Here is a 21,509-nt window from a genome sequence, read left to right on the forward strand (position 1 = left end):
TAAGAGCATCAGTTAAAAAAAGAAGTGCAGATTGTAAAATCGTGCGTAGAAAAGGAAGACTTTACGTAATTAACAAAAAGAATCCTAGATTCAAACAAAGACAAGGGTAGTTATGGCAAGAATTGCAGGTGTAGACATACCAAAAAACAAGAGAGGAGTTATCTCCCTAACTTATATCTATGGAATAGGTAAAAGTAGAGCAAAAGAAATTTTAGCAGAAGCTAAAGTAGACGAGAACACAAAAGTTCAAGACTGGACAGATGAGGATATCAATGGTATTCGTGAAGCTGTGGGATCTTTTACTATTGAAGGTGAACTACGTTCTGAAACTCAATTAAACATTAAGCGATTAATGGATATTGGATGTTACAGAGGTATCCGTCATAGAGTTGGACTTCCATTAAGAGGTCAACGTACAAAAAACAACTCTAGAACTAGAAAAGGTAGAAGAAAAACTGTTGCTAACAAAAAAATGGCAACTAAATAATTAAAAGACATTAGTCATTAGAGTTTAGTGTTAGATGAATCTGTTTGAAATAGCAATGTTTAGGATTCTAACAACTAAAAACTAACAACTAGAAACTATATTAATATGGCAAAGTCAAGTACAAAAAAACGTAAAGTAATTGTTGAATCAGTAGGGGAAGCACACGTAACTGCATCTTTTAACAACATTATTATTTCGCTTACAAACAAACAAGGAGACGTTATTTCATGGTCGTCTGCTGGAAAAATGGGTTTTAGAGGTTCTAAAAAGAACACTCCTTACGCTGCTCAATTAGCTGCTGAAAATGCAGCTGCTGTAGCTTCTGAAGCTGGCTTGAAAAAAGTTAAGGTTTACGTAAAAGGTCCAGGAAACGGTAGAGAATCAGCAATTAGATCTATTCATAATGCAGGTATTGAAGTAACAGAAATTATTGATGTTACACCATTACCACATAATGGATGTCGTCCTCCAAAAAGAAGAAGAGTATAATTTATATATCATAAATAATTAATATCAACTGTTTTTTAATAGTTGATATTAGTTTTTTATATGTAAATTTGCAAACTGAAAAATTAATAAACAAGTATCAACGAGAGACTAACGGATATCGAAGGATAAGATTAAGACCTTAATTCATAACCACTCTCATAACAAATCAAACAATGGCAAGATATACTGGTCCTAAAACTAAAATAGCCCGAAAATTCGGTGAAGCTATTTACGGAGAAGACAAATCTTTTGAAAAAAGAAATTATCCTCCAGGTCAGCATGGTGCAAACAAGCGTCGTGGTAAAAAATCTGAATACTCTATCCAGTTAATGGAAAAGCAAAAAGCTAAATATACTTACGGTGTATTAGAGAAGCAGTTCAGAAACATGTTTAAAAGAGCAACTGCGGCTCCTGGAATTACAGGTGAAGTGTTGCTACAACTTTGTGAGTCTAGATTAGATAACGTTGTTTTTAGAATGGGAATAGCTCCATCTAGAAACGGTGCAAGACAATTAGTATCACATAGACATATTACAGTTAACGGAGAAATCGTTAATATACCTTCTTATCAGTTAAAAGCTGGAGATGTGGTAGCTGTAAGAGAAAAATCTAAATCACTTGAAGCTATCGAAAGTTCTTTAGCTAATTCAAGTCAAGTTTTCGAATGGATTACTTGGAATGGTGAGCAAAAAGAGGGAACTTTTGTTGCTGTACCAGCTAGAATCCAAATTCCAGAAAACATCAACGAGCAATTAATCGTTGAACTTTACTCTAAATAATAACTGATACAAATCGCAAATATGGCAGTATTTAATTTTCAAAAACCCGACAAAGTAATCATGATTGATTCAACCGATTTTGAAGGGAAATTCGAATTTCGTCCTTTAGAACCTGGTTACGGATTAACAGTTGGAAATGCTCTAAGAAGAGTTTTACTTTCTTCTTTAGAAGGATTTGCAATCACTTCAGTTAGAATTGAAGGTGTTGATCATGAATTTTCTACCATTGCTGGTGTTGTTGAAGATGTTACTGAAATTATCTTAAACTTAAAACAAGTACGTTTTAAAAGACAAATAGAAGATGTGGATAGCGAGTCTGTCTCAATATCTATTTCAGGACAAAATCAAATAACAGCTGGAGATTTCCAAAAGTTTATTTCAGGATTCCAAGTTCTAAATTCAGATTTAGTTCTTTGTAATTTAGATCCTAAAGTAAACATTAACATGGAGATTACTATTGAAAAAGGTAGAGGGTATGTGCCAGCAGAAGAGAATAAAAAAGCTTCTGCGCCAATTGGAACTATCTTTACAGATTCTATTTATACTCCAATTAAAAACGTTAAGTACAGTATTGAAAACTATCGTGTAGAACAAAAAACTGATTACGAAAAATTGGTTTTTGAGATTATTACTGATGGTTCTATTACTCCACAAGACGCGTTAACAGAAGCAGCTAAGACTTTAATCCATCACTTTATGTTATTCTCTGATGAGAGAATAACTCTGGAAGCTGATGAGATTGCACAAACAGAAACTTATGATGAAGAATCTCTTCACATGAGACAACTATTGAAAACTAAATTAGTTGATATGGATCTGTCAGTTCGTGCACTTAATTGCTTAAAAGCAGCGGAAGTGGATACCTTAGGAGACCTAGTTTCTTATAATAAAAACGACTTAATGAAGTTCCGTAACTTCGGTAAAAAATCTTTAACGGAGCTTGAAGAACTAGTAAGCGTTAAAGGTTTAAACTTCGGAATGGACCTTTCAAAATATAAATTAGACAAAGACTAATATAACCAAGTATTAACGACTCATAATTTGCTCTCCGTTTAAAAGGATATGGTAGCAAGATGATGTCCAACAACAAATGTCATGAGACACGGAAGAAAAGTAAACCATTTAGGGAGAAAAACAGCCCATAGAAAATCAATGTTAGCTAATATGGCTTGTTCATTAATTGAACACAAACGTATTAACACAACTGTTGCTAAAGCAAAAGCTTTAAGACAATTTGTAGAGCCATTGATTACAAAATCTAAGGAAGATACAACTCACAACAGACGTATTGTTATGTCTCGTTTAAGACAAAAAGAAGCAGTTGTAGAATTGTTTAGAGATGTAGCTCCTAAAATAGCTGACCGCCCAGGTGGATATACAAGAATTATCAAACTTGGTAATCGTTTAGGTGATAACGCAGATATGGCAATGATAGAATTAGTTGATTACAACGAAATTTATAACGCTAATAAACCTGCTAAGAAAACAACAAGAAGAAGTAGAAGAGGTGGATCTAAACCAGCTGATACTGCTCCGAAAACTGAAACTAAAGCTTCTAACGAAGAAGAATAGTAGTTAAGTTTTTGTTAATTAATTATAAATAAAAAAGGATGGACCCATTAAAGTCCGTCCTTTTTTTATATTTGCAATCTAAATTTTTATATATTATGAAGAGATTTTTAGTTTTCACACTAGTGTTAACAGTTAATTTTGCATTCGCTCAATCAGCGAGTTTTTCAAGAAGTGATTTTTCAAATTCTGATAAGTTATATGCCAGCAATGGTTTATGGGTTACTAACCAAGGGGCAACTAAAAAAATTAAAGGCTCTCCATATTTATTTGATTCATGGGATTCTAACGAAGCCATAATTTATATGCATGATAAAGCCTATAAATTAAAGTCGTTAAATTATAATGTGAGATTAGAAAGGTTTGAATCGAAGTTCGCAGAAGACTCTGTTTTTGCTTTTAACCCTAAAAACATCAATAAAATTGTAATTGAAGGTAGAACATTTAAACGTTATTTGGACCCTGAGTTTCAACGAAATTCTTTTTTCGAGGAATTAGTAAGAACAAAATCTACGAGTATATTAAGGAAATACGAAATAGAAATTATTGAAGCTAATTTTAACCCAATGACTCAACAAAAAGTTTCTGACGATCAAATGGTTAAAAAGGAAAAGTATTTTTATACAGAAGATGGTGAGACTCTAAAAGAAATTAAACTTAAAAAATCTCATATATTAAAAACTTTAGATGCTAATAAAAGAGATTCTGTAAAGCAATATGCAAAAGATAACAACTTAAGTTTTAAAGATGTTATAGAGCTTAAAAATATATTGCAATACTACAATACACTTTAAGAAAACTCTGTTTTCAACGAAAAAAGCTTTATATTTAAATGAAAATTTAAATATGAAGCTTTTTTTATTCGTTATTTTTAATATGAGTGTTGTTAGTTCCTGTTTATCCCAAACAATGAACTCCACATTAACAGATCAATCAGGGAGTCAAGTATGGGTTACGAGACCGGTTTCTACAGCAGATATGTTTCCAGATGAAGTCTTTCAAAAGCGAATAGCAAACAAAGAGGATGGTTCTAAATATTTATACGAATCGTGGGAACAACCGGTTAGAATTATCTTTACAAATAATAAAGAATTAAGGTTACAACTTATCAATTTCAATCTTAAAGACAATCAGTTTGAAACCGAATCTTTAGGTGACACCTTATTTATTTTCAATAATGAAACCATTAAAAAGGTAGAAACATTTAATTCCTCCTTTGTTAAGTTGTTTAACCCTAAAACAGGTGAAGATGGTTTTTTCCAACCTCTTTTAGTTTCCGATAAACTCAATTTTTACAAATTACCAGAACTTCATATTTCTAAGGGAGTTTTAAATCCCTTAACGCAAGAAAGAAGTCCAGACGTTTTAACTAAATCAGTTTCTTACTTTTACTCCAAAGGAAATTTTAATTTGCAACAAGTTAAATTAAAGAAAAAGCACATACTAAATATCTTATCCAATAAAAAGAAGGAGATTATTACCTATGTTGAAACACATAAATTTGATTATTCAAGTGAAGTAGATGTAGTCAAAATATTGGCCTTTTATAATTCTCTTTAATAAAGTGATTATAAAAAAGGGTAAACATTTTAGTTTATCCTTTTTTTTATGCAATTTTGCAAAACTTTTTGAATCATGAAATACAACAAACGAGAGAAAGCCATAGTTTTATTAGCAGACGGTACCATTTTTCATGGTAAAGCCATCGGGAAACCGGGCACCGCTTTTGGCGAAGTCTGTTTTAACACTGGTATGACAGGCTATCAGGAAATATTTACAGACCCTTCTTATTATGGACAGTTAATGGTAGCTACCAATGCTCATATTGGTAATTACGGGACGCATAAGGATGAAGTTGAATCGGACTCCATAAAAATTGCGGGGCTAATTTGTAAAAACTTTAGTTACAATTATTCACGGGATGGCGCAGATTCTTCATTGGAAGATTATTTAAACCAAGAGAATCTATTTGCTATTTCTGATGTAGATACGCGAGCCCTAGTTAGCTACCTTAGAGAGAACGGTGCTATGAATGCCATAATTTCTACAGATGTAGATAATATAGAAGGATTAAAAAAGCAATTAGCTGAAGTTCCTAATATGAATGGCTTAGAATTGGCTTCTAAAGTGTCAACAAAAGAACCTTATTATTTTGGTGACGAGAATGCTACGTATAAAATAGCAGCTTTAGATCTTGGGATTAAAACAAATATTCTTAGAAATTTTGCTAAAAGAGATGCTTACATAAAAGTATTCCCTTACAATGCTACTTTTGAAGAGATGAGTGCTTTTAATCCAGATGGTTATTTTTTATCTAATGGTCCTGGTGATCCAGAGCCATTAAAATCTGCCCAAGTCCTAACCAAAGAAATATTAGATAGAAATTTGCCGTTATTTGGAATTTGTTTAGGACATCAGGTCATAGCATTATCTCATGGTGTTTCTACATATAAAATGCACCACGGTCATAGAGGTATTAATCATCCTGTTAAAAACCTGGCTACAGGTAAAGGAGAAATTACTTCTCAAAATCATGGTTTTGCAATTAATAGGGAAGAAGCAGAAAGCCATCCAGATATAGAAATTACACATTTACATTTAAACGATCATACGGTTGCAGGAATTCGAATTAAAAACAAAAATTGTTTTTCAGTTCAATACCATCCGGAAGCAAGTCCGGGTCCTCACGACTCTTCGTACTTGTTCGATCAGTTTATAGAGAATATAAAAAACAAATAATTGAAAGCCTCAACGAAGTTTAACTTCCTTGAGGTTTTTTATATTAGCCTTCTTGGCTTCAAAGAAATAATTAATTTTTAAAACTTTTACGATGAGTATAATTATTAACATTCACGCCAGACAAATTTTAGATTCAAGAGGTAATCCAACGGTAGAAGTGGATGTATTTACTGAAAAAGGTGTAATGGGAAGGGCAGCTGTTCCTTCTGGAGCTTCCACTGGAGAACATGAAGCTGTGGAGTTGCGTGATGGTGGAAAACATTATATGGGAAAAGGAGTTTTAAAGGCTGTTGAAAATGTTAATACAATAATAGCTCAGGAATTACTTGGAACATCGGTTTTTGAACAAAACCAAATTGATAAAATTATGATTGATTTGGATGGAACTGCAAACAAATCAAAATTAGGAGCTAATGCCATATTAGGGGTTTCTTTAGCTGTGGCAAAAGCAGCAGCAAACGAACTAGGTATGCCTTTATATAGATATGTGGGTGGGGTTAGTGCGAATACGCTTCCTGTTCCAATGATGAATATTATTAATGGAGGGTCTCATAGTGATGCACCAATTGCATTTCAGGAATTTATGATTATGCCTGTAAGTGCAACTAACTTTACAGAAGCTATTAGAATGGGAACGGAGATTTTTCACAATCTAAAAAATGTACTTCACGAAAGAGGTTTAAGTACAGCTGTTGGAGATGAAGGTGGATTTGCGCCTAATTTAGCGGGTGGAACTGAGGATGCTTTAGATACCATTAAGTTGGCTGTTGAAAAGGCTGGCTATGCATTTGGTAAGGATATTATGATAGCACTAGATTGTGCTGCCGCTGAATTTTACAAAGACGGGAAATACGACTATTCTATATTTGAAGGTGAACAAGGTAAAGTGAGAACTAGTGAAGAACAAGCAGACTACTTAACCGAATTGGCATCTAAATACCCAATTATCTCTATTGAAGATGGTATGGATGAAAACGATTGGGATGGTTGGAAGTATTTAACCGAAAAAATTGGAGCTCGTGTTCAATTGGTAGGAGATGATTTATTTGTTACCAATGTAGAAAGATTATCAAAAGGAATAGAAAATAATATTGCTAATTCTATTCTAATAAAAGTAAACCAAATTGGTACTTTAACCGAAACAATCGCAGCTGTTAATATGGCGCATAATGCAGGTTATACTTCTGTAATGTCTCATCGTTCAGGAGAAACAGAAGATAATACCATTGCAGATTTAGCAGTGGCGTTAAACTGTGGTCAAATTAAAACGGGTTCAGCTTCACGTAGTGATAGGATGTCAAAATACAATCAATTACTTAGAATTGAAGAGGAATTAGACGAAGTTGCTTACTATCCAGGAAAGAAAACTTTCAAACAAAAATAACAACAAAAGTGAGTTTTGTTTCGAGCGATTATCAAATATTTGGTAATCGCTTTTGTTTACTATCAATTTTACTAATGTTTTTATTGTTAAAACCTTTGCTAAGCGCTTTATAAATCGTGATTTATTTCGTAAATTCGTCGAGTTAAAGAGCAAAATAATTCAAAATAATATTTATATAATATATGTCAGATAAAGCAACAATAGAAATTAAAGGTAAAACATACGAATTCCCTCTAGTTGTGGGGACTGAAAATGAAGTTGCCATAGATATTAAAGACTTGAGAGGCTGCACAGAAGGTGTTATAACTTTAGATCCAGGTTACAAAAACACAGGGTCTTGCGAAAGTGCCATTACGTTTTTAGATGGAGAAAAAGGAATTTTAAGATATAGAGGATATTCTATTGAAGAGCTTGCTGAAAAAGCTAATTTCCTTGAGGTTGCTTTTCTTTTGATTTTTGGAGAATTACCAACGAAACAAGAATTAGAGAAATTTCATAACGATATTAAAGCGCAATCTATTGTTGATGAAGATGTACGAAAAATAGTAGATGCTTTTCCGAAGTCGGCTCATCCAATGGGAGTTATTGCATCGCTTACAAGTGCATTAACAGCTTTTAACCCGTCTTCAGTAAATGTTAAATCTGAGGCTGATATGTATAACGCCATTGTGAAAATATTAGGGAAATTCCCAGTATTGGTTGCATGGACATTCAGAAAAAAGAACGGATTACCATTAGATTACGGCGATAAAAACTTAGGATATGTAGAGAACATCTTAAAAATGATGTTTAAGCAACCTAATGAAGAGTATAAGTTTAATCCTGTTGTAATTAATGCCTTAGATAAATTATTAATTCTTCATGCTGATCATGAGCAAAACTGTTCTACTTCAACCGTGCGTATTACAGGTTCATCTCACGTAGGATTATTTGCTTCTCTTTCTACAGGAATTTCTGCGCTGTGGGGACCTCTTCACGGAGGAGCCAACCAAGCGGTATTGGAAATGCTTGAAGCTATTTACCAAGATGGAGGTGATACTGATAAATACATGTCTAAAGCAAAAGATAGAGAAGATCCATTTAGACTAATGGGCTTTGGACACAGAGTATATAAGAATTTCGACCCAAGAGCAAAAATCATTAAAAAAGCTGCCGACGAAATTTTAAACGATCTAGGTGTTGAAGATCCTATCTTAAATATAGCAAAAGCTTTAGAAAAAGAAGCTTTACAAGACCCTTATTTCGTGGATAGAAAGCTATATCCAAACGTAGATTTCTACTCAGGAATTATCTACCGTGCTATGGGAATACCAACAGATATGTTTACAGTTATGTTCGCCTTAGGACGTTTACCAGGATGGATTGCGCAGTGGAGAGAAATGAGATTAAACAATGAACCAATTGGTCGTCCTCGTCAAATATATACAGGAGCACCGTTAAGGTCGTTTAAAACTATCGATAAGCGATAATACAATTTTATATTACTTCAAAGCTTCATTTTTAAATAATGGAGCTTTTTTGTTATATATAATTGAGCAGAATTTATAAGGAATAAAATAATTAATTAGGTTTGTAGTATTATGATAAAACTTAAAGTAAATAACGAAACATCAAGATTAAGAGCTGTTGTATTAGGAACTGCCACAAGTAATGGTCCAACACCAACAGAGGATGAAGCGTACGATCCAAAATCTTTAGAACATATTAAGGCAGGAACGTATCCTTTAGAAGCCGATATGGTTAAAGAAATTGAAGCGGTTGCCAAAGTGTTTGAAAAATACGATGTAAAAGTTTACAGACCAGAACTCATCAAAGATTGTAACCAGATTTTCACTCGTGACATAGCGTTTGTAATAGACGATATGTTTGTAAAAGCTAATATACTTCCTAATCGTGAGGAGGAGCTAGATGCTATTCAATACATAATAGATCAGATAGATCCAAAGAAAGTTGTTAGACCACCTGAAGAAGTTCATATTGAGGGTGGAGATGTCATGCTATGGAACGATCATATTTTTATTGGTACGTATAAAGGAAGCGATTATAAGAACTACATTACCGCCAGAACGAATATGCAAGGCGTTCAATATATCAAAGATTTGTTCCCGAATAAAATAGTGAAGGAATTCGATTTAGTAAAATCTAAAATTGAACCTAGAGATAATGCATTACATTTAGATTGCTGTTTTCAACCTATTGGAAAAAATAAAGGAATTATTTATAAAAGTGGTTTTAGAGAGGAAAGCGACTATTTATACTTAGTGAATTTATTTGGAAAAGAAAACTTATTTCACATTACTCGTGACGAGATGTATAATATGAATAGCAATGTTTTTTCTATTTCTGAAGAAGTTGTAATTTCTGAAAAGAATTTTACACGTTTAAATACTTGGTTAAGGGAAAATGGATTTACTGTTGAAGAAGTTCCTTATGCTGAAATAGCCAAACAAGAAGGTTTGTTGCGTTGTTCTACATTACCTTTAGTTAGAGATTAAGAATAAGTTTTCATATAAACATAAAAAAGGTCTTCATTTGAAGACCTTTTTTATGTAGTTAAGTTTTAAACTAAATTTAATTTATCACTAATTTCTTTGTAGTTCTATTTTTTCCAATTTCAAAAACAGCTAAATAAATCCCTTTATTTAAGTTACTGATATCAAGTTTGGAGTTTGATGTTTTAAGTGTTTTTTGAAATACTTGTTTCCCCAAAATATCTATCAGTTTGAAATGGGCGAATTCCTCGTTTTTCAAATCAATATTAATATTAAGTGATTGTTGAGCAGGATTTGGATACATACTTATGGATGGATTTATAGCGTAAGAATCTATGTTTAAAGCATTAAAATCTACTTCTGCAAAAAACATGGCTGCTCCAAGCGTTCCTTTAGTAACTTCAAATAAATAGTTTGGATCCATATTCGATAAAACATCATTTGGACCATGAGCATAAGGAGTTTCGTTAGCTTCGTAAAGTCCTGTAATTATTTCTCCATTACTTTGGAACGGAACATAATCAGAAGCATACGCATAGGAGATTTCTGTGCTTAAATTTGAATATAATTCGATGGAGGCTGCTAATTGATTTGTTGCAGTGTAGGAGGCTGCATTATTTGTACTAGGATAGTTGTTTTGATCTCTTTCGCAAACTATGGAATTATTGTTCATTCCGTTTACACCACCAACTTCATCTATGTTAAGAACTAGTTTAATGTCTAAATTTTGAGGAATCACAGTATTGTTAACGTAGTAGTTACTCCCAATTAAACCGTCTTCTTCACCACTAAAGTGAATAAATTTTATGGAATACTTGGTTGGAACATTAGCAAGTAAGCGTGCCAATTCCATTATTAACACAGTTCCAGAACCATTATCGTTTGTTCCTGGACCATTTTTTGTGTCATAGTGTCCATCAATTATAAGATAGGTGTTTGGATAGTCGGTACCTGTTTTTGTAATAATGATATTATTACTTGTACCAGCTCCGTAAGAAAAAGTTTGTAATTCTATATTGGAGTAACCTAATTCTGTATAACGAGTGGTTATCCAATTTTCTGCATTGGTTAAAGCCGAAGTACCTACCTCTTTAATTCCAAAATTTTCGAAAGTAGTTAAATCATTTAAAATATTGGAAGCAGAAACATTGCCAACAACATTTGCAAAATATGAATTGTAGGTTTGTGAAAAATTAGACGTGCTATTAAAAAGTGCAAGCACAAATAAGGTAAGTGTAAGGTAATTTTTAATCATTTTAAGAACTTTTTGGGCTCACAAATGTAGTTTAAAAATATACTTTACAGAAAATATTATGATTTTATTACACACCTAATTGTGATTTTTACTGTATTTCCTACCATAAAGGTTCCTGTGTCTTTTCCAACGTTATAGTCAAGTCGTTCTATTTCAAAATACCCAGTAAATGTGTTGTTGGTCATTTCAAAAGGAATTTCAACTACTTTGGTTACGCCATGAACTGTCAAGTTTCCTTTAGTTATGTACTTGCCATCAAATTTTTCAACTGTGGTAGATTTAAAACAAATGTTTGGATACTTTTCTACTTCAAAGAAATCTTCAGAACGTAAATCTTTATCGCGCTTTTTGTTTCCGGTATTAATGGTTGCAGCCTCAATACATATATCAAAATTAGAGTTTTCTATATCCTTAGGATTGAAATTAAATGTGCCATGCATATTTTTAAAAGAACCCTTTACTGTGTTTAACCCAAAATTGCTGATTTTAAAATTAACTTCTGATGCACTAGTGTCTATAGGTTGATTTTGAAATAGAGATAAGCCTAAAGTCGAGATAAATAAGAATACTATATATAGTGTTTTCATAAGATATGTTTTAAGTTGAAAAATGTATTGTTATAAAGTTAATTAAAAGGAATTACAAGACCGTAATTACTTACTTTTAATTTTGTTATATGTTAAAATATCTAAACTAAAATAGAATGGAAGTATATTGAGTTAAAACTGAGTTTTTAAATTATACAATTTGCTGCCGTTAGAAGATTTATATTAATCAGCTTTTATTCTATAGGAACTATGAGAATTGGGATTTTTGATTTTTTTATAAGTCCTGCCGAAACACTTCCAATAAATGCTTTGTAAATGAAATTATGTTCTTGATGTCCTGCTATAATTAAATCGACTTTCAGTTTTTTAGATTCTTCAAGTATCATCTCGATAGTTGCTCCTTGAATTAGTAAGCCTTGAGCTTCGATACCTTGGTCGTTAAGGTTTTTGGCGTGTTCTTCAAGGATTTTGTGTTCTTTCCTAAGTTCATTAGCACGATTTTCTCTAATATATTCTGGCCCCACATTGTAACCCACAAAATCAGGTTCAGGAGCTGTAATATGAATAATCCATACTTTTGAATTGAACTTTTCCGCTATTTCAATAGCTTTTTTTATAATAAGGTCTTCTCCTTTATTAAAATCTATACTAACTAGGATGTTTTTCATAATCATTGTATTAACTTCAATGATGTAATTAAATAATAATTTATGTAAAATACTGATTTTCAGAGTTAAAACAAAGGTGATTGTGATAATACTTAACAATAAAATATAAAAAAAAGGAACTACTTTCGGTAGTTCCTTTAGAATATTGTTGTTATAAATATTTAAACTAGCTCAACAAATAAGCCTTCATCATTCTTTTCTACTTTAGCTAATTTGTTTTTGGTTAAGCCTTTTATAGTTTTATCCCATTTCTTATTACTTAAACCAGATTGATCTTTTAAAGTGTTTAACTCTATTGGCGATGTGGTTTTAAGTAAAGCATAAACAGCTTTTTCGTCTTCCGACATTTCAACCGCTTTTTTCTCAGGACGCATTTGAGGGAAAAACAGTACCTCTTGAATAGATTGGTTGTTTGTTAAATACATTATTAAGCGGTCCATTCCAATTCCCATTCCAGATGTTGGAGGCATACCATATTCTAAAGCACGAAGGAAATCGTGATCAATAAATTCGGTAGCTTCATCATCTCCTTTTTTAGATAATCTTAATTGATCTTCAAATCGTTCGCGTTGGTCAATAGGGTCGTTAAGTTCTGAATATGCATTTGCTATTTCTTTCCCACAAACCATTAACTCAAAACGCTCGGTTAAATCTGGGTTGTCTCTGTGTTCTTTACACAGCGGACTCATTTCTTTTGGATAATCCGTAATAAATGTTGGTTGGATATAATTTCCTTCACATTTTTCACCAAAAATCTCGTCAATAAGTTTTCCTTTCCCCATGGTATCATCAACTTCAATACCTAGGTCCTTAGCAGCTTGTCGTATTTCATCCTCAGTTTTACCAGTTATATCAAAACCAGTAAAATGTTTAATAGAATCTGCCATGGTTACTCTAGCGTAAGGAGCTTTAAAGTCGATAGTATGTTCTCCAAAAGAGGCTTTTGTTGTTCCGTTTACGGCTATGGCACAATGTTCTAAAAGTTGTTCACAGAAATCCATCATCCAGTTGTAGTCTTTATAAGCCACATAAATTTCCATTGCTGTAAATTCAGGATTATGAGTTTTATCCATCCCTTCGTTTCGGAAGTTTTTAGAAAATTCATAAACGCCTTCAAACCCACCCACTATCAATCGTTTTAAATATAATTCATTGGCAATTCTCATATATAAAGGAATGTCCAAACTGTTGTGATGTGTTATAAATGGCCTTGCTGCAGCACCTCCAGGAATTGGTTGTAGAACAGGTGTTTCAACTTCAAAATAACCAGACTCATTAAAGAAATTACGCATAGCCGTGTAAAGTTTAGTACGCTTTACAAATATTTCTTTAACATGAGGGTTTACCACTAAATCTGCATAACGTTGTCTGTAACGTAATTCAGGATCTGTAAAAGCATCGTGTACATTACCTTCGGCATCTGTTCTTGGTAAAGGCAATGGCCTAAGGGCTTTACTTAAAAGAGTAAAATCTTTAACCTTTACGGTTTTTTCTCCTACTTTGGTAGTGAATAGTTCTCCTTCAACACCAATAAAATCTCCTATATCTAAAAGTTTTTTATAAACGGTGTTATATTTTGTTTTATCGTCTCCAGAACAAATTTCATCTCGGTTAAAATATACCTGTATTCTACCTTCGCTATCTTGAAGTTCAGCAAAACTAGCATTTCCTTGAATTCTACGCGACATTAACCGACCAGCAACAATTACCTTTTTACCTTCAGAAAAATCTTGTTTTACCTGTTTTGAAGTGTGATTATATGGGAATAAATCTGCAGGATAAGGGTTAATTCCTAATTCGCGTAATTTGGCTAGTTTGTCTCTACGTACTAATTCTTGTTCTGATAATTGCGACATATATATTGAAATTGTGTGTTTTTTGAAGTTACAAAGATAATTACTATTAGTTAGGATATCAATTTTATTATATTCTAAAATAATACTGTAACAAATAGGAAGATTTATGTACTTATAGGTATATTTCATCAATTAATACTCCTTTAAATTTTTGAAAATTTAGAGGTAATAAAATAAACAGAATGAGTTTTTGGCGTGTTTTACTTTCCATTTTATGTCCACCTTTAGCCGTTATAGATAAAGGTTGTGGATCTATAATAATAGTATTTTTATTATGGCTTTGTGGTTGGGTACCAGGAGTTATTGCTGCTTTGGTTATTTTAAACAACCCTAAGAATTAGATTTTAGTTTTTTCTTGAAGCATTTTGTGGATAATTAAATATATTTTCAATCCTATAATTGCTTTTCAATTCGTTTGTATTTCACAATTTAGAAGAAATTATCGTAATTTTGGCCTCTATGAACAAACATATCGAACTACAGGATTTAGGAAGTAAAGATTATAAAGATACTTGGGATTATCAAGAGTCTTTGTTTAAGGGTATTATAGATACTAAAATTAAAAACAGGCGTGAAAACACTAATCTTGAAACGCCTAATTACTTTCTGTTGGTTGAGCATCCACATGTATACACCTTAGGAAAAAGTGGTGATATTAGTAATTTGCTTATTAACGAAGAGCAATTAAAAGCTAAAGGAGCTAGTTTTTATAAAGTAAATAGAGGAGGAGATATTACTTATCATGGTCCAGGACAAATTGTAGGTTATCCTATTTTAGATTTGGAAAATTTTTTTACTGATATCCATAAATATCTTCGGTTTTTGGAAGAAATGATTATTCTAACTTTAGCTGAATACGGACTGAAAGCTGAACGTAGTAAAGGTGAAACAGGTGTTTGGTTAGATGTTGGAACACCATTTGCAAGAAAAATTTGTGCTATGGGTGTTCGTGCAAGCCGTTGGGTAACTATGCATGGCTTTGCATTAAATGTGAATGCTAATCTAGGATATTTTGACAATATGATTCCTTGCGGAATTCGAGGGAAAGCTGTGACATCTCTTAACGTTGAACTTGGTAAAAAGGAAGTAAATGAAGCTGAAGTAAAAGAGAAATTATTGAAGCACTTTAAAGAATTATTTGAAGCTGAATTTCATTTCTCAGGTCAGAATGTGCAATAAAATTGATATTGCTATTTCCGTTCGAGATTTAGTTTTATATAAAAAATTCTCATATTAAACTTTTTTCAATACATTTTTACCAGTAATAGCCATAGCGGTTAATGCTCCAGAAAATAAAGCGCCACCAACACCGGCAGTTACAATATCCTGACCTGTTAGATAAAAGTTTTTAATAGGTGTTCTTGGTTTTAAAAAGGATTGTCTAAACCTAGATGGACCATGAGCTAATCCGTATACTTCACCTTTTTCATAATTAACAAAATGCTGTGTGGTTAGCGGGGTGGATAGTTCATAACAATTTATCTTCCCTTCAACTTGTGGTAGTTGTTTATATAATTCCTTTAGTAAGCGTTGTGCTATTTCTTCTTTAATAGTTTCATATTCTTCACCTCTTTTTTTCCAGGAGGTACCTGACCATTTTTCAAAAGTTTCATAAGGAACTAAAGTAATAATGTCAATGGAACTTTTTCCAGGATAACGATTAAGCCAATCAGGATCTTTAGCACAAGGGAATGACAAATATACCACAGGAAATGGCTGAGATAAATCTTCTAAATAATTTTTTACGCAGGTATCATGATCTCCTTTGGCTGGGTAAATCCAATAATTTGTTTTTGGAATTTGAAGTTCCTCTGGAGTACCATCTAAACCAATATATAAACTTACGTGGGCAACCGAAGGATTTACCTTATGCAAGTGTTTGTCAAGCTTGTGTTTTTTAACAATGTTTAAAGGTAATATCTTGTTATAGGTAGTAATAATACCCGCGCTACTTACAACGTTTTTAGATCGAAACTCCTTGCCATCTTTCATTTTTACACCTAAAGCCTTGTTTTTTTCAATAATAACCTTATCTACTTCTGCACTAATTAAAATGGTGCCTCCAGCCGATTCTATTACCGGATCAATGGTTTTAACAATTTGTGATGAGCCTCCAATAGGGAAATTTCCACCATCAAAATAATGCCTTGCTACAGATGCATGCATAGAAAAACTACTTTCTTTGGGAGGTAATCCATAATCTCCATACTGACCAGTTAGCACTTTTATTAATTCTTCATTTTGGGTCAAGGAACTGAGTACTTCGTAGGTTGTTTTATCTGAAAATTTATGAAATGGTTTTTTTAAGTATTTTCCTGCCAATGCATTCCAAAAAGGTGATATGGCTTTACTGACATAATAATTCTTACTGGTTTTAACTGCCTTAAATACCAAGTCAACATAATTGTTTATGGCTTGTTCTTCTTCAGGGAAATAAGAAGTCATTTTTTGCTTAAAGTTTCTTACGCCTTTAACAAAATCGTATTGTTTGTTACCAATAATAATTTTGTCATAAACCTCTCCCATGTCAGCCCATTTTAATTCGCCATCACTCACATAATCGAATAGTTTTTTTATCAAACTATTCTTTCTTTGGACTTCACCTATATAATGTATGCCCACATCCCATTCGTAACCAGTGCGTTTAAAAACATGTGTAAAACCTCCAGCTGTATAATGTCTTTCTAGAACTAAAACCTTCTGGCCTTCTTTTGCTAGAATTGCTGCTGTTGTAAGTCCTCCCATTCCAGATCCAATAACAATGGTGTCATAAGTGTCTTGTAAAATAGGTTTTTTTTTATAAGATTGAATCATGGAGTATGTTTTCATCCAAAATACAAAATTGAAATAACATAATTCATAAAATTTTAGTCTGGAGTTTGGATAGAAAAAGGCAGAGCTGTACATTTATATTTTAAAATACCCAATTACTACACTTGGATTTCTTAGAAATAGTGTGGTTTTATATTTTCTATTGAAGAATTTGGAGTTGTAATTTCTATGTTAATTCGTATGGTTCAATCCGTCGGTTATTCGGCTATTTGAACACTTTCTTCAGCTACGGATTCCCTTTTTGCTAAACGAGTGGCAATAATGCTAACTATAAATATTTGTGCTGCATGAAAAATCATTAATGGAAGTAAAATAAGTCCAATAGACATGGTGCTTGGAAATAAAATTTCAGCGAAAACAGTTCCGTGTACAAGCGATTTTTTAGTTCCACAAAATTGTGCAGTAATACGATCTTCTGTATTAAAATCAAGTTTTTTAGATATAAAACCAGTTGTAAAAAATACTAAATAAAATAGAATAATTACTACTGTAGAAAGTATAAGTAAATCTGTTAGACTTACCGAACTAAAAATATCTTCCTCAAAAGATTCGGCAAAGCTTTTATAGATGATAAGTAAGATGATGGACTTATCGAATAGCGTAAGTTGGTTTTTATACTGTATGGCAAACTTGCCCCAATATTTTTGTAAAAGCAATCCTAAAATTACAGGAAGTAATATTTGGCTAATCAACGATATATAGATAGACTTTAGGTTGTAGTCTGTAGCTGTTTGATTTAAAAACATCCCTATCCACAGAGGTGTTATAATAATACCGATTAATCCAGAAATACTAGCATTAAATATTGCGGCAGGTATATTTCCTTTTGCTATAGAAACCATAACAACCGACGATGACACAGTTGACGGTAAAGCAGCCAAGAACAAAAAAGAAAGCCATAGGGTTTGTGAATCCTCAGTGTTTAATAGCGGTTTGCAAGCAATTATTATTAAAGGGAAAATTAAAAAAGTGGTTAGTTGCACTAAAAGATGCAATCTCCAATTTTTTAAACCACTTTTAATTTTTTCGGGGCTTAACTTTAAGCCATAGAAAAAGAAGATTAAGGAAATACCAATGGTCCCTATTAAATCTAATGGGAAGTCGCTTTGTTTACTGCCCAAACTAGGGTATAGGTAAGCTATAAGTATAGCAACTAAAATGGCAATTACAAATCCGTCAACCTTAGTTTTCATAATTAAGCTTCTACATTAAAAAACACTTTATAATAGTGCATTTTCTTATCGTCATCGTAACCGCGTTCCAAATATTCGCTTGATGCTTCTGGGGCATCTATATCTAGTTTTATTTGAATGTTGGTATCTAGTTTTATTTCCGTTTTAATCTTTTTCTTTTCCTTTTTTACTACAGCTTCAGCAACATCAAATTGATTTCTAATAACCAAATCTTTTTCACCTTCAAAAGTTTTCTTGTAGTCGTCGAATAAGGTTCTGTGTTTTTCTTCTTGAAAAATTTCATCTTTAAAACGCTCTACATTTATGGTTTCGTTTTCTTTGAAAAAATCTATGGTTTTAGCCAAAAATGTGTTTTGTTCTTGGTTGCCATAGGATATTTTTAAAATATCTTCAGAGAAATCTTTACACAACTCGATATACTGTTGGGTATGGTTGTTGGCATCATCGGCATATTTAATATTTAAGAAATGATTGGTCCAATATTGAGCATCGTAATTGTTGTTGTCTGCACTTAAAATAATTGGTCCTTCAGCATCTGTTTGGTTTAGTATTAAACAACCTTTGTCTACTTTTTTTGAATTAATTCCTTTTTGAACAAACACATCATAACTATTGTTTTCTAAATATGTTTGAAAGAAATCAACTTTGTTTTCAATTTTAAAAATCCCTAAGGCGTTGGTGGTTATTTCGTTAAACTCAATGCCCTCAAACATAACCACAAGTACATCTCCCGTTTTTATTTGAGCAGAATTGGATTGCTCAAATAAATGTTTTACAATGTGTTTTGAGGTTTCAATAAAAGTATCGTCGTCAGAAAAAATTTGAGAACTATATGTGTTTATTTCGTTTAATGAAATATCAGCATGATGATTAAACCTGTATGATTGTACAACAGAACCGAAAGGCCTTAATAAAAATGGTAGCATAAGCTCGTAGCTTGCTTCGTCAAAATGCACCTCTTTTTCTGAAAAGGCATTTTTTGTATTGTTGTGTTTATTACCTACTTTATGGATAATACACTTTGATATAGAGGCGTTTTTACGTGAAATCATGGTCTGAGTATTGATATTGCAATACTAAGCATTTCAAGAGAAAAATTTAAGTTTAGTGTATAAAAAAACCGAAGGGTTTAACTTCGGTTTTAAAGAATTTTTGTATCGAATTAATAATCTAAGCCAAAATGATCCATGACCTCTTCATAGGACATGTTTTTGAAATCTAAAGAAGCTCTACCTCCTATATTTGCAGGAATAATTATATGCCTACCTTGCATATCGGTTGGCATTATTATATTTGATTCAGAACGGCAATATATTCTTATATTCTCTAGTGATACTCCAGAACCAATAGTTGAAGTATTGGTCCATACAGCAGGTAATAAATAAGTAGTAGCACTAGAACGTACATAACTAAGAATAACTGAGGCTTCTATTAAATTTTCTGTGATTTCCGGAACAACTTGATCATGATAAGTCATAGTAGTGTTTGGAGCAGTCCATGTTAGATCATACCAATCTGATATAATTACATTAGCATTGCCATCTGCTCCATCTGCACCGTTTGTTCCAGCAGGTCCTTGAGGTCCTGGTTCGCCGTCTTCTGTGGAACAGGAAACACTAAATACTACTAGTAGTGCTAATAACACATACTTTGATTTTGAAATTGTTTTTTGAATTGTTTTCATAATTTTTAAAATTGCTTTGATTTTTATATTAGTTTAATGGTTGAAGTTTTAAAAGGTTAACATTTAGACATTACAAAACAGAATTATTGTTTCTGTTTAAAACATATAACTAATTATTAATAGGTTTCGTAGGTCCAGGTTCTATAATGGGTAGAATTAGGACCATTTGAATAAGTATTGTAAATTTCAACAGATGTTGGATAGTCCTTGTCGTTATAAACATAAGTATAGACGCTATTATTTGAAGATCCAAAATCGCTGGAGTATTCACTAGAGATAATGTTATTATTGCTAAAATATCTTATCCTAAAAAGTGTAGAATAACCAAAATACTTTGTAGTAAGAGAAATCATATCAAACAACGAGAAATTAGACGTAACACCACAATCGTTAAGTAATAGTTTTGATGGGTTTTTTTTAGTGTCATACACAAAAGTATAGTCTTGGAGATATGAATATAAAACGTCATCATTACTGTAATAATTAATAACCTGAGAAACATTCCCATTGGAGTCATAGCTTATAAGATCACGCGAATATACGGAGTCAGATAAATTCTTTTCGGTAATAGATATTAACTCTTTATTAGTGTTATATTCAAATAATCTCTGTATATTTTTAGTTTCTCCACTGCTATTAATATAACTCAAGGTTTGACGGGCAATTAACCCATCATTATTATAAGTTAAATTTTAAATCATTTATAGTTTTATAATTCATGTAAATTTATAAGAGTTCCAAACTGTTTAATATCACTATTGTTTCAAAGTATATAACAGATGTAACAGTTTGGGAATAGAACATATATATCTTCTATTTTATATTTTTATTTTAATCTTATTTTTAATATTAGGTAGTTATGTGTACATGCTCTTGTTCATTAAAAGAGAATGTTTTAGGTTTTTGAATAAACAGTTATGCAATAGTTTAAGTATTTATATGAATAAAAAAACCGAAGCTTTTGACTTCGGTTTTTAAATAATAAGTTAAAATGTAGACGTGATTTTAATAGCCTATGTTGTTATTTTTCAAAAATTATTTCTATACCAGGATTTGATACAATCAACTCGGACATTGAGACCGAATCTATGGACACTATTTCTGGACTTTCTCCTTCTAAATAAGCAACTAGTTTTTTACCATCATTACTTAAGATGTAATTGAAATTGGTACTTTCACTTTCACATTCGTCATCTACGTTGATACTATAATTGATTGTTATTAAAGTATCCTCATTTATAAAATGCCAGTTCGTTTGTTTTATACAGTCATTTTCTGGCGCCTCACCATTAATGGATTTGATAAACCATTTCCCGGACATTAATAGTTCCTGTGTTGTAGGTTCTGGAGTTGGTGCAGGGCTGTCGTCGTCGCTACTACAGTTAAATGTTAAGAATGCAAGAAATAGAAAAGTTGCAAGTTTTAGTGTTTTCATGGTTAAATGTTTTATTTGTTTTCTTATTAATAATTAATACTATAAAAGGTTAACAAAATATTTTAAAAAAATAGTTTAAAAGAAATTTTTAATCTCATA

At 32.1% G+C, this 21,509-nt stretch carries 24 protein-coding genes; 14 read left to right on the plus strand and 10 right to left on the minus strand.

Annotated elements, in window-relative coordinates:
* The 12 genes from rpmJ to VKY41_RS03065 form a co-directional block, all read left to right on the plus strand.
* A partial coding sequence (rpmJ, locus tag VKY41_RS03010; RefSeq protein WP_324312981.1) for a 50S ribosomal protein L36 occupies nucleotides 1–110 on the plus strand: 110 nt, incomplete at its 5' end.
* 2 nt (nucleotides 111–112) lie between these two features.
* Nucleotides 113–487: a 30S ribosomal protein S13 gene (gene rpsM / locus VKY41_RS03015; RefSeq protein WP_500812956.1), complete on the plus strand. Its 375-nt coding sequence runs from the start codon at nucleotides 113–115 to the stop codon at nucleotides 485–487.
* 105 nt (nucleotides 488–592) lie between these two features.
* Entirely contained in the window at nucleotides 593–976 is a 384-nt protein-coding gene (gene rpsK / locus VKY41_RS03020) for a 30S ribosomal protein S11 (protein ID WP_500812957.1), read from the plus strand.
* A 173-nt stretch (nucleotides 977–1,149) separates the two neighbouring features.
* The gene (rpsD, locus tag VKY41_RS03025) at nucleotides 1,150–1,755 is read left to right on the plus strand and encodes a 30S ribosomal protein S4 (protein ID WP_500812958.1); all 606 of its coding nucleotides are present in this window, start codon (nucleotides 1,150–1,152) and stop codon (nucleotides 1,753–1,755) included.
* A gap of 21 nt (nucleotides 1,756–1,776) precedes the next feature.
* Nucleotides 1,777–2,769, plus strand: a complete 993-nt coding sequence (locus VKY41_RS03030; protein ID WP_500812959.1) for a DNA-directed RNA polymerase subunit alpha — start codon at nucleotides 1,777–1,779, stop codon at nucleotides 2,767–2,769.
* Between the two features lie 81 nt (nucleotides 2,770–2,850).
* Nucleotides 2,851–3,327 carry a 50S ribosomal protein L17 gene (gene rplQ / locus VKY41_RS03035; protein ID WP_500812960.1) on the plus strand — a complete coding sequence of 159 codons (477 nt, stop codon included), beginning with the start codon at nucleotides 2,851–2,853 and terminating at the stop codon, nucleotides 3,325–3,327.
* Nucleotides 3,328–3,422: 95 nt separating this feature from the next.
* A complete protein-coding gene (locus tag VKY41_RS03040; protein ID WP_500812961.1) occupies nucleotides 3,423–4,118 on the plus strand; it encodes a hypothetical protein in 696 nt (231 codons plus the stop codon).
* A 115-nt stretch (nucleotides 4,119–4,233) separates the two neighbouring features.
* Entirely contained in the window at nucleotides 4,234–4,884 is a 651-nt protein-coding gene (locus tag VKY41_RS03045; protein ID WP_500812962.1) for a hypothetical protein, read from the plus strand.
* Nucleotides 4,885–4,959: 75 nt separating this feature from the next.
* Nucleotides 4,960–6,063, plus strand: coding sequence for a glutamine-hydrolyzing carbamoyl-phosphate synthase small subunit (carA, locus tag VKY41_RS03050; RefSeq protein ID WP_500812963.1), 1,104 nt, complete (start codon nucleotides 4,960–4,962; stop codon nucleotides 6,061–6,063).
* A gap of 91 nt (nucleotides 6,064–6,154) precedes the next feature.
* Nucleotides 6,155–7,447: a phosphopyruvate hydratase gene (eno, locus tag VKY41_RS03055; protein WP_500812964.1), complete on the plus strand. Its 1,293-nt coding sequence runs from the start codon at nucleotides 6,155–6,157 to the stop codon at nucleotides 7,445–7,447.
* Between the two features lie 182 nt (nucleotides 7,448–7,629).
* Nucleotides 7,630–8,916 (plus strand): citrate synthase, encoded by a 1,287-nt coding sequence (locus VKY41_RS03060; protein WP_500812965.1) that lies wholly within the window; start codon nucleotides 7,630–7,632, stop codon nucleotides 8,914–8,916.
* Nucleotides 8,917–9,027: 111 nt separating this feature from the next.
* The gene (locus tag VKY41_RS03065) at nucleotides 9,028–9,942 is read left to right on the plus strand and encodes a dimethylarginine dimethylaminohydrolase family protein (protein WP_500812966.1); all 915 of its coding nucleotides are present in this window, start codon (nucleotides 9,028–9,030) and stop codon (nucleotides 9,940–9,942) included.
* Nucleotides 9,943–10,018: 76 nt separating this feature from the next.
* Here VKY41_RS03065 and VKY41_RS03070 read toward each other — a convergent pair whose 3' ends face one another.
* The 4 genes from VKY41_RS03070 to lysS all read right to left on the minus strand — a co-directional run bounded on the left by VKY41_RS03070 (nucleotide 10,019) and on the right by lysS (nucleotide 14,266).
* Nucleotides 10,019–11,194 (minus strand): M28 family peptidase, encoded by a 1,176-nt coding sequence (locus tag VKY41_RS03070; RefSeq protein ID WP_500812967.1) that lies wholly within the window; start codon nucleotides 11,192–11,194, stop codon nucleotides 10,019–10,021.
* Nucleotides 11,195–11,250: 56 nt separating this feature from the next.
* Nucleotides 11,251–11,781, minus strand: a complete 531-nt coding sequence (locus tag VKY41_RS03075; RefSeq protein WP_500812968.1) for a YceI family protein — start codon at nucleotides 11,779–11,781, stop codon at nucleotides 11,251–11,253.
* Nucleotides 11,782–11,975: 194 nt separating this feature from the next.
* The gene (locus VKY41_RS03080) at nucleotides 11,976–12,410 is read right to left on the minus strand and encodes a universal stress protein (RefSeq protein WP_500812969.1); all 435 of its coding nucleotides are present in this window, start codon (nucleotides 12,408–12,410) and stop codon (nucleotides 11,976–11,978) included.
* A 161-nt stretch (nucleotides 12,411–12,571) separates the two neighbouring features.
* The gene (gene lysS, locus VKY41_RS03085; RefSeq protein WP_500812970.1) at nucleotides 12,572–14,266 is read right to left on the minus strand and encodes a lysine--tRNA ligase; all 1,695 of its coding nucleotides are present in this window, start codon (nucleotides 14,264–14,266) and stop codon (nucleotides 12,572–12,574) included.
* 182 nt (nucleotides 14,267–14,448) lie between these two features.
* Here lysS and VKY41_RS03090 point away from each other — a divergent pair, with 182 nt between their 5' ends.
* Nucleotides 14,449–14,607, plus strand: coding sequence for a YqaE/Pmp3 family membrane protein (locus tag VKY41_RS03090; RefSeq protein ID WP_500812971.1), 159 nt, complete (start codon nucleotides 14,449–14,451; stop codon nucleotides 14,605–14,607).
* A 118-nt stretch (nucleotides 14,608–14,725) separates the two neighbouring features.
* The gene (gene lipB, locus VKY41_RS03095) at nucleotides 14,726–15,445 is read left to right on the plus strand and encodes a lipoyl(octanoyl) transferase LipB (RefSeq protein WP_500812972.1); all 720 of its coding nucleotides are present in this window, start codon (nucleotides 14,726–14,728) and stop codon (nucleotides 15,443–15,445) included.
* Nucleotides 15,446–15,499: 54 nt separating this feature from the next.
* Here lipB and VKY41_RS03100 read toward each other — a convergent pair whose 3' ends face one another.
* The 6 genes from VKY41_RS03100 to VKY41_RS03125 form a co-directional block, all read right to left on the minus strand.
* Nucleotides 15,500–17,080 carry a phytoene desaturase family protein gene (locus VKY41_RS03100; protein ID WP_500812973.1) on the minus strand — a complete coding sequence of 527 codons (1,581 nt, stop codon included), beginning with the start codon at nucleotides 17,078–17,080 and terminating at the stop codon, nucleotides 15,500–15,502.
* A 215-nt stretch (nucleotides 17,081–17,295) separates the two neighbouring features.
* On the minus strand, nucleotides 17,296–18,291 hold the full coding sequence (locus tag VKY41_RS03105) for a bile acid:sodium symporter family protein (RefSeq protein ID WP_500812974.1): 996 nt from the start codon (nucleotides 18,289–18,291) through the stop codon (nucleotides 17,296–17,298).
* Between the two features lie 2 nt (nucleotides 18,292–18,293).
* Nucleotides 18,294–19,343, minus strand: a complete 1,050-nt coding sequence (locus VKY41_RS03110) for a nucleoid-associated protein (RefSeq protein WP_500812975.1) — start codon at nucleotides 19,341–19,343, stop codon at nucleotides 18,294–18,296.
* Nucleotides 19,344–19,453: 110 nt separating this feature from the next.
* On the minus strand, nucleotides 19,454–19,975 hold the full coding sequence (locus VKY41_RS03115; RefSeq protein WP_500812976.1) for a collagen-like triple helix repeat-containing protein: 522 nt from the start codon (nucleotides 19,973–19,975) through the stop codon (nucleotides 19,454–19,456).
* Between the two features lie 116 nt (nucleotides 19,976–20,091).
* Nucleotides 20,092–20,625 carry a hypothetical protein gene (locus tag VKY41_RS03120; RefSeq protein ID WP_500812977.1) on the minus strand — a complete coding sequence of 178 codons (534 nt, stop codon included), beginning with the start codon at nucleotides 20,623–20,625 and terminating at the stop codon, nucleotides 20,092–20,094.
* A gap of 371 nt (nucleotides 20,626–20,996) precedes the next feature.
* Nucleotides 20,997–21,410, minus strand: a complete 414-nt coding sequence (locus VKY41_RS03125) for a hypothetical protein (RefSeq protein WP_500812978.1) — start codon at nucleotides 21,408–21,410, stop codon at nucleotides 20,997–20,999.
* Between the last annotated feature and the right edge of the window lie 99 nt (nucleotides 21,411–21,509).

This window comes from Xanthomarina sp. (assembly GCF_035306605.1).
Classification (GTDB): domain Bacteria; phylum Bacteroidota; class Bacteroidia; order Flavobacteriales; family Flavobacteriaceae; genus Xanthomarina.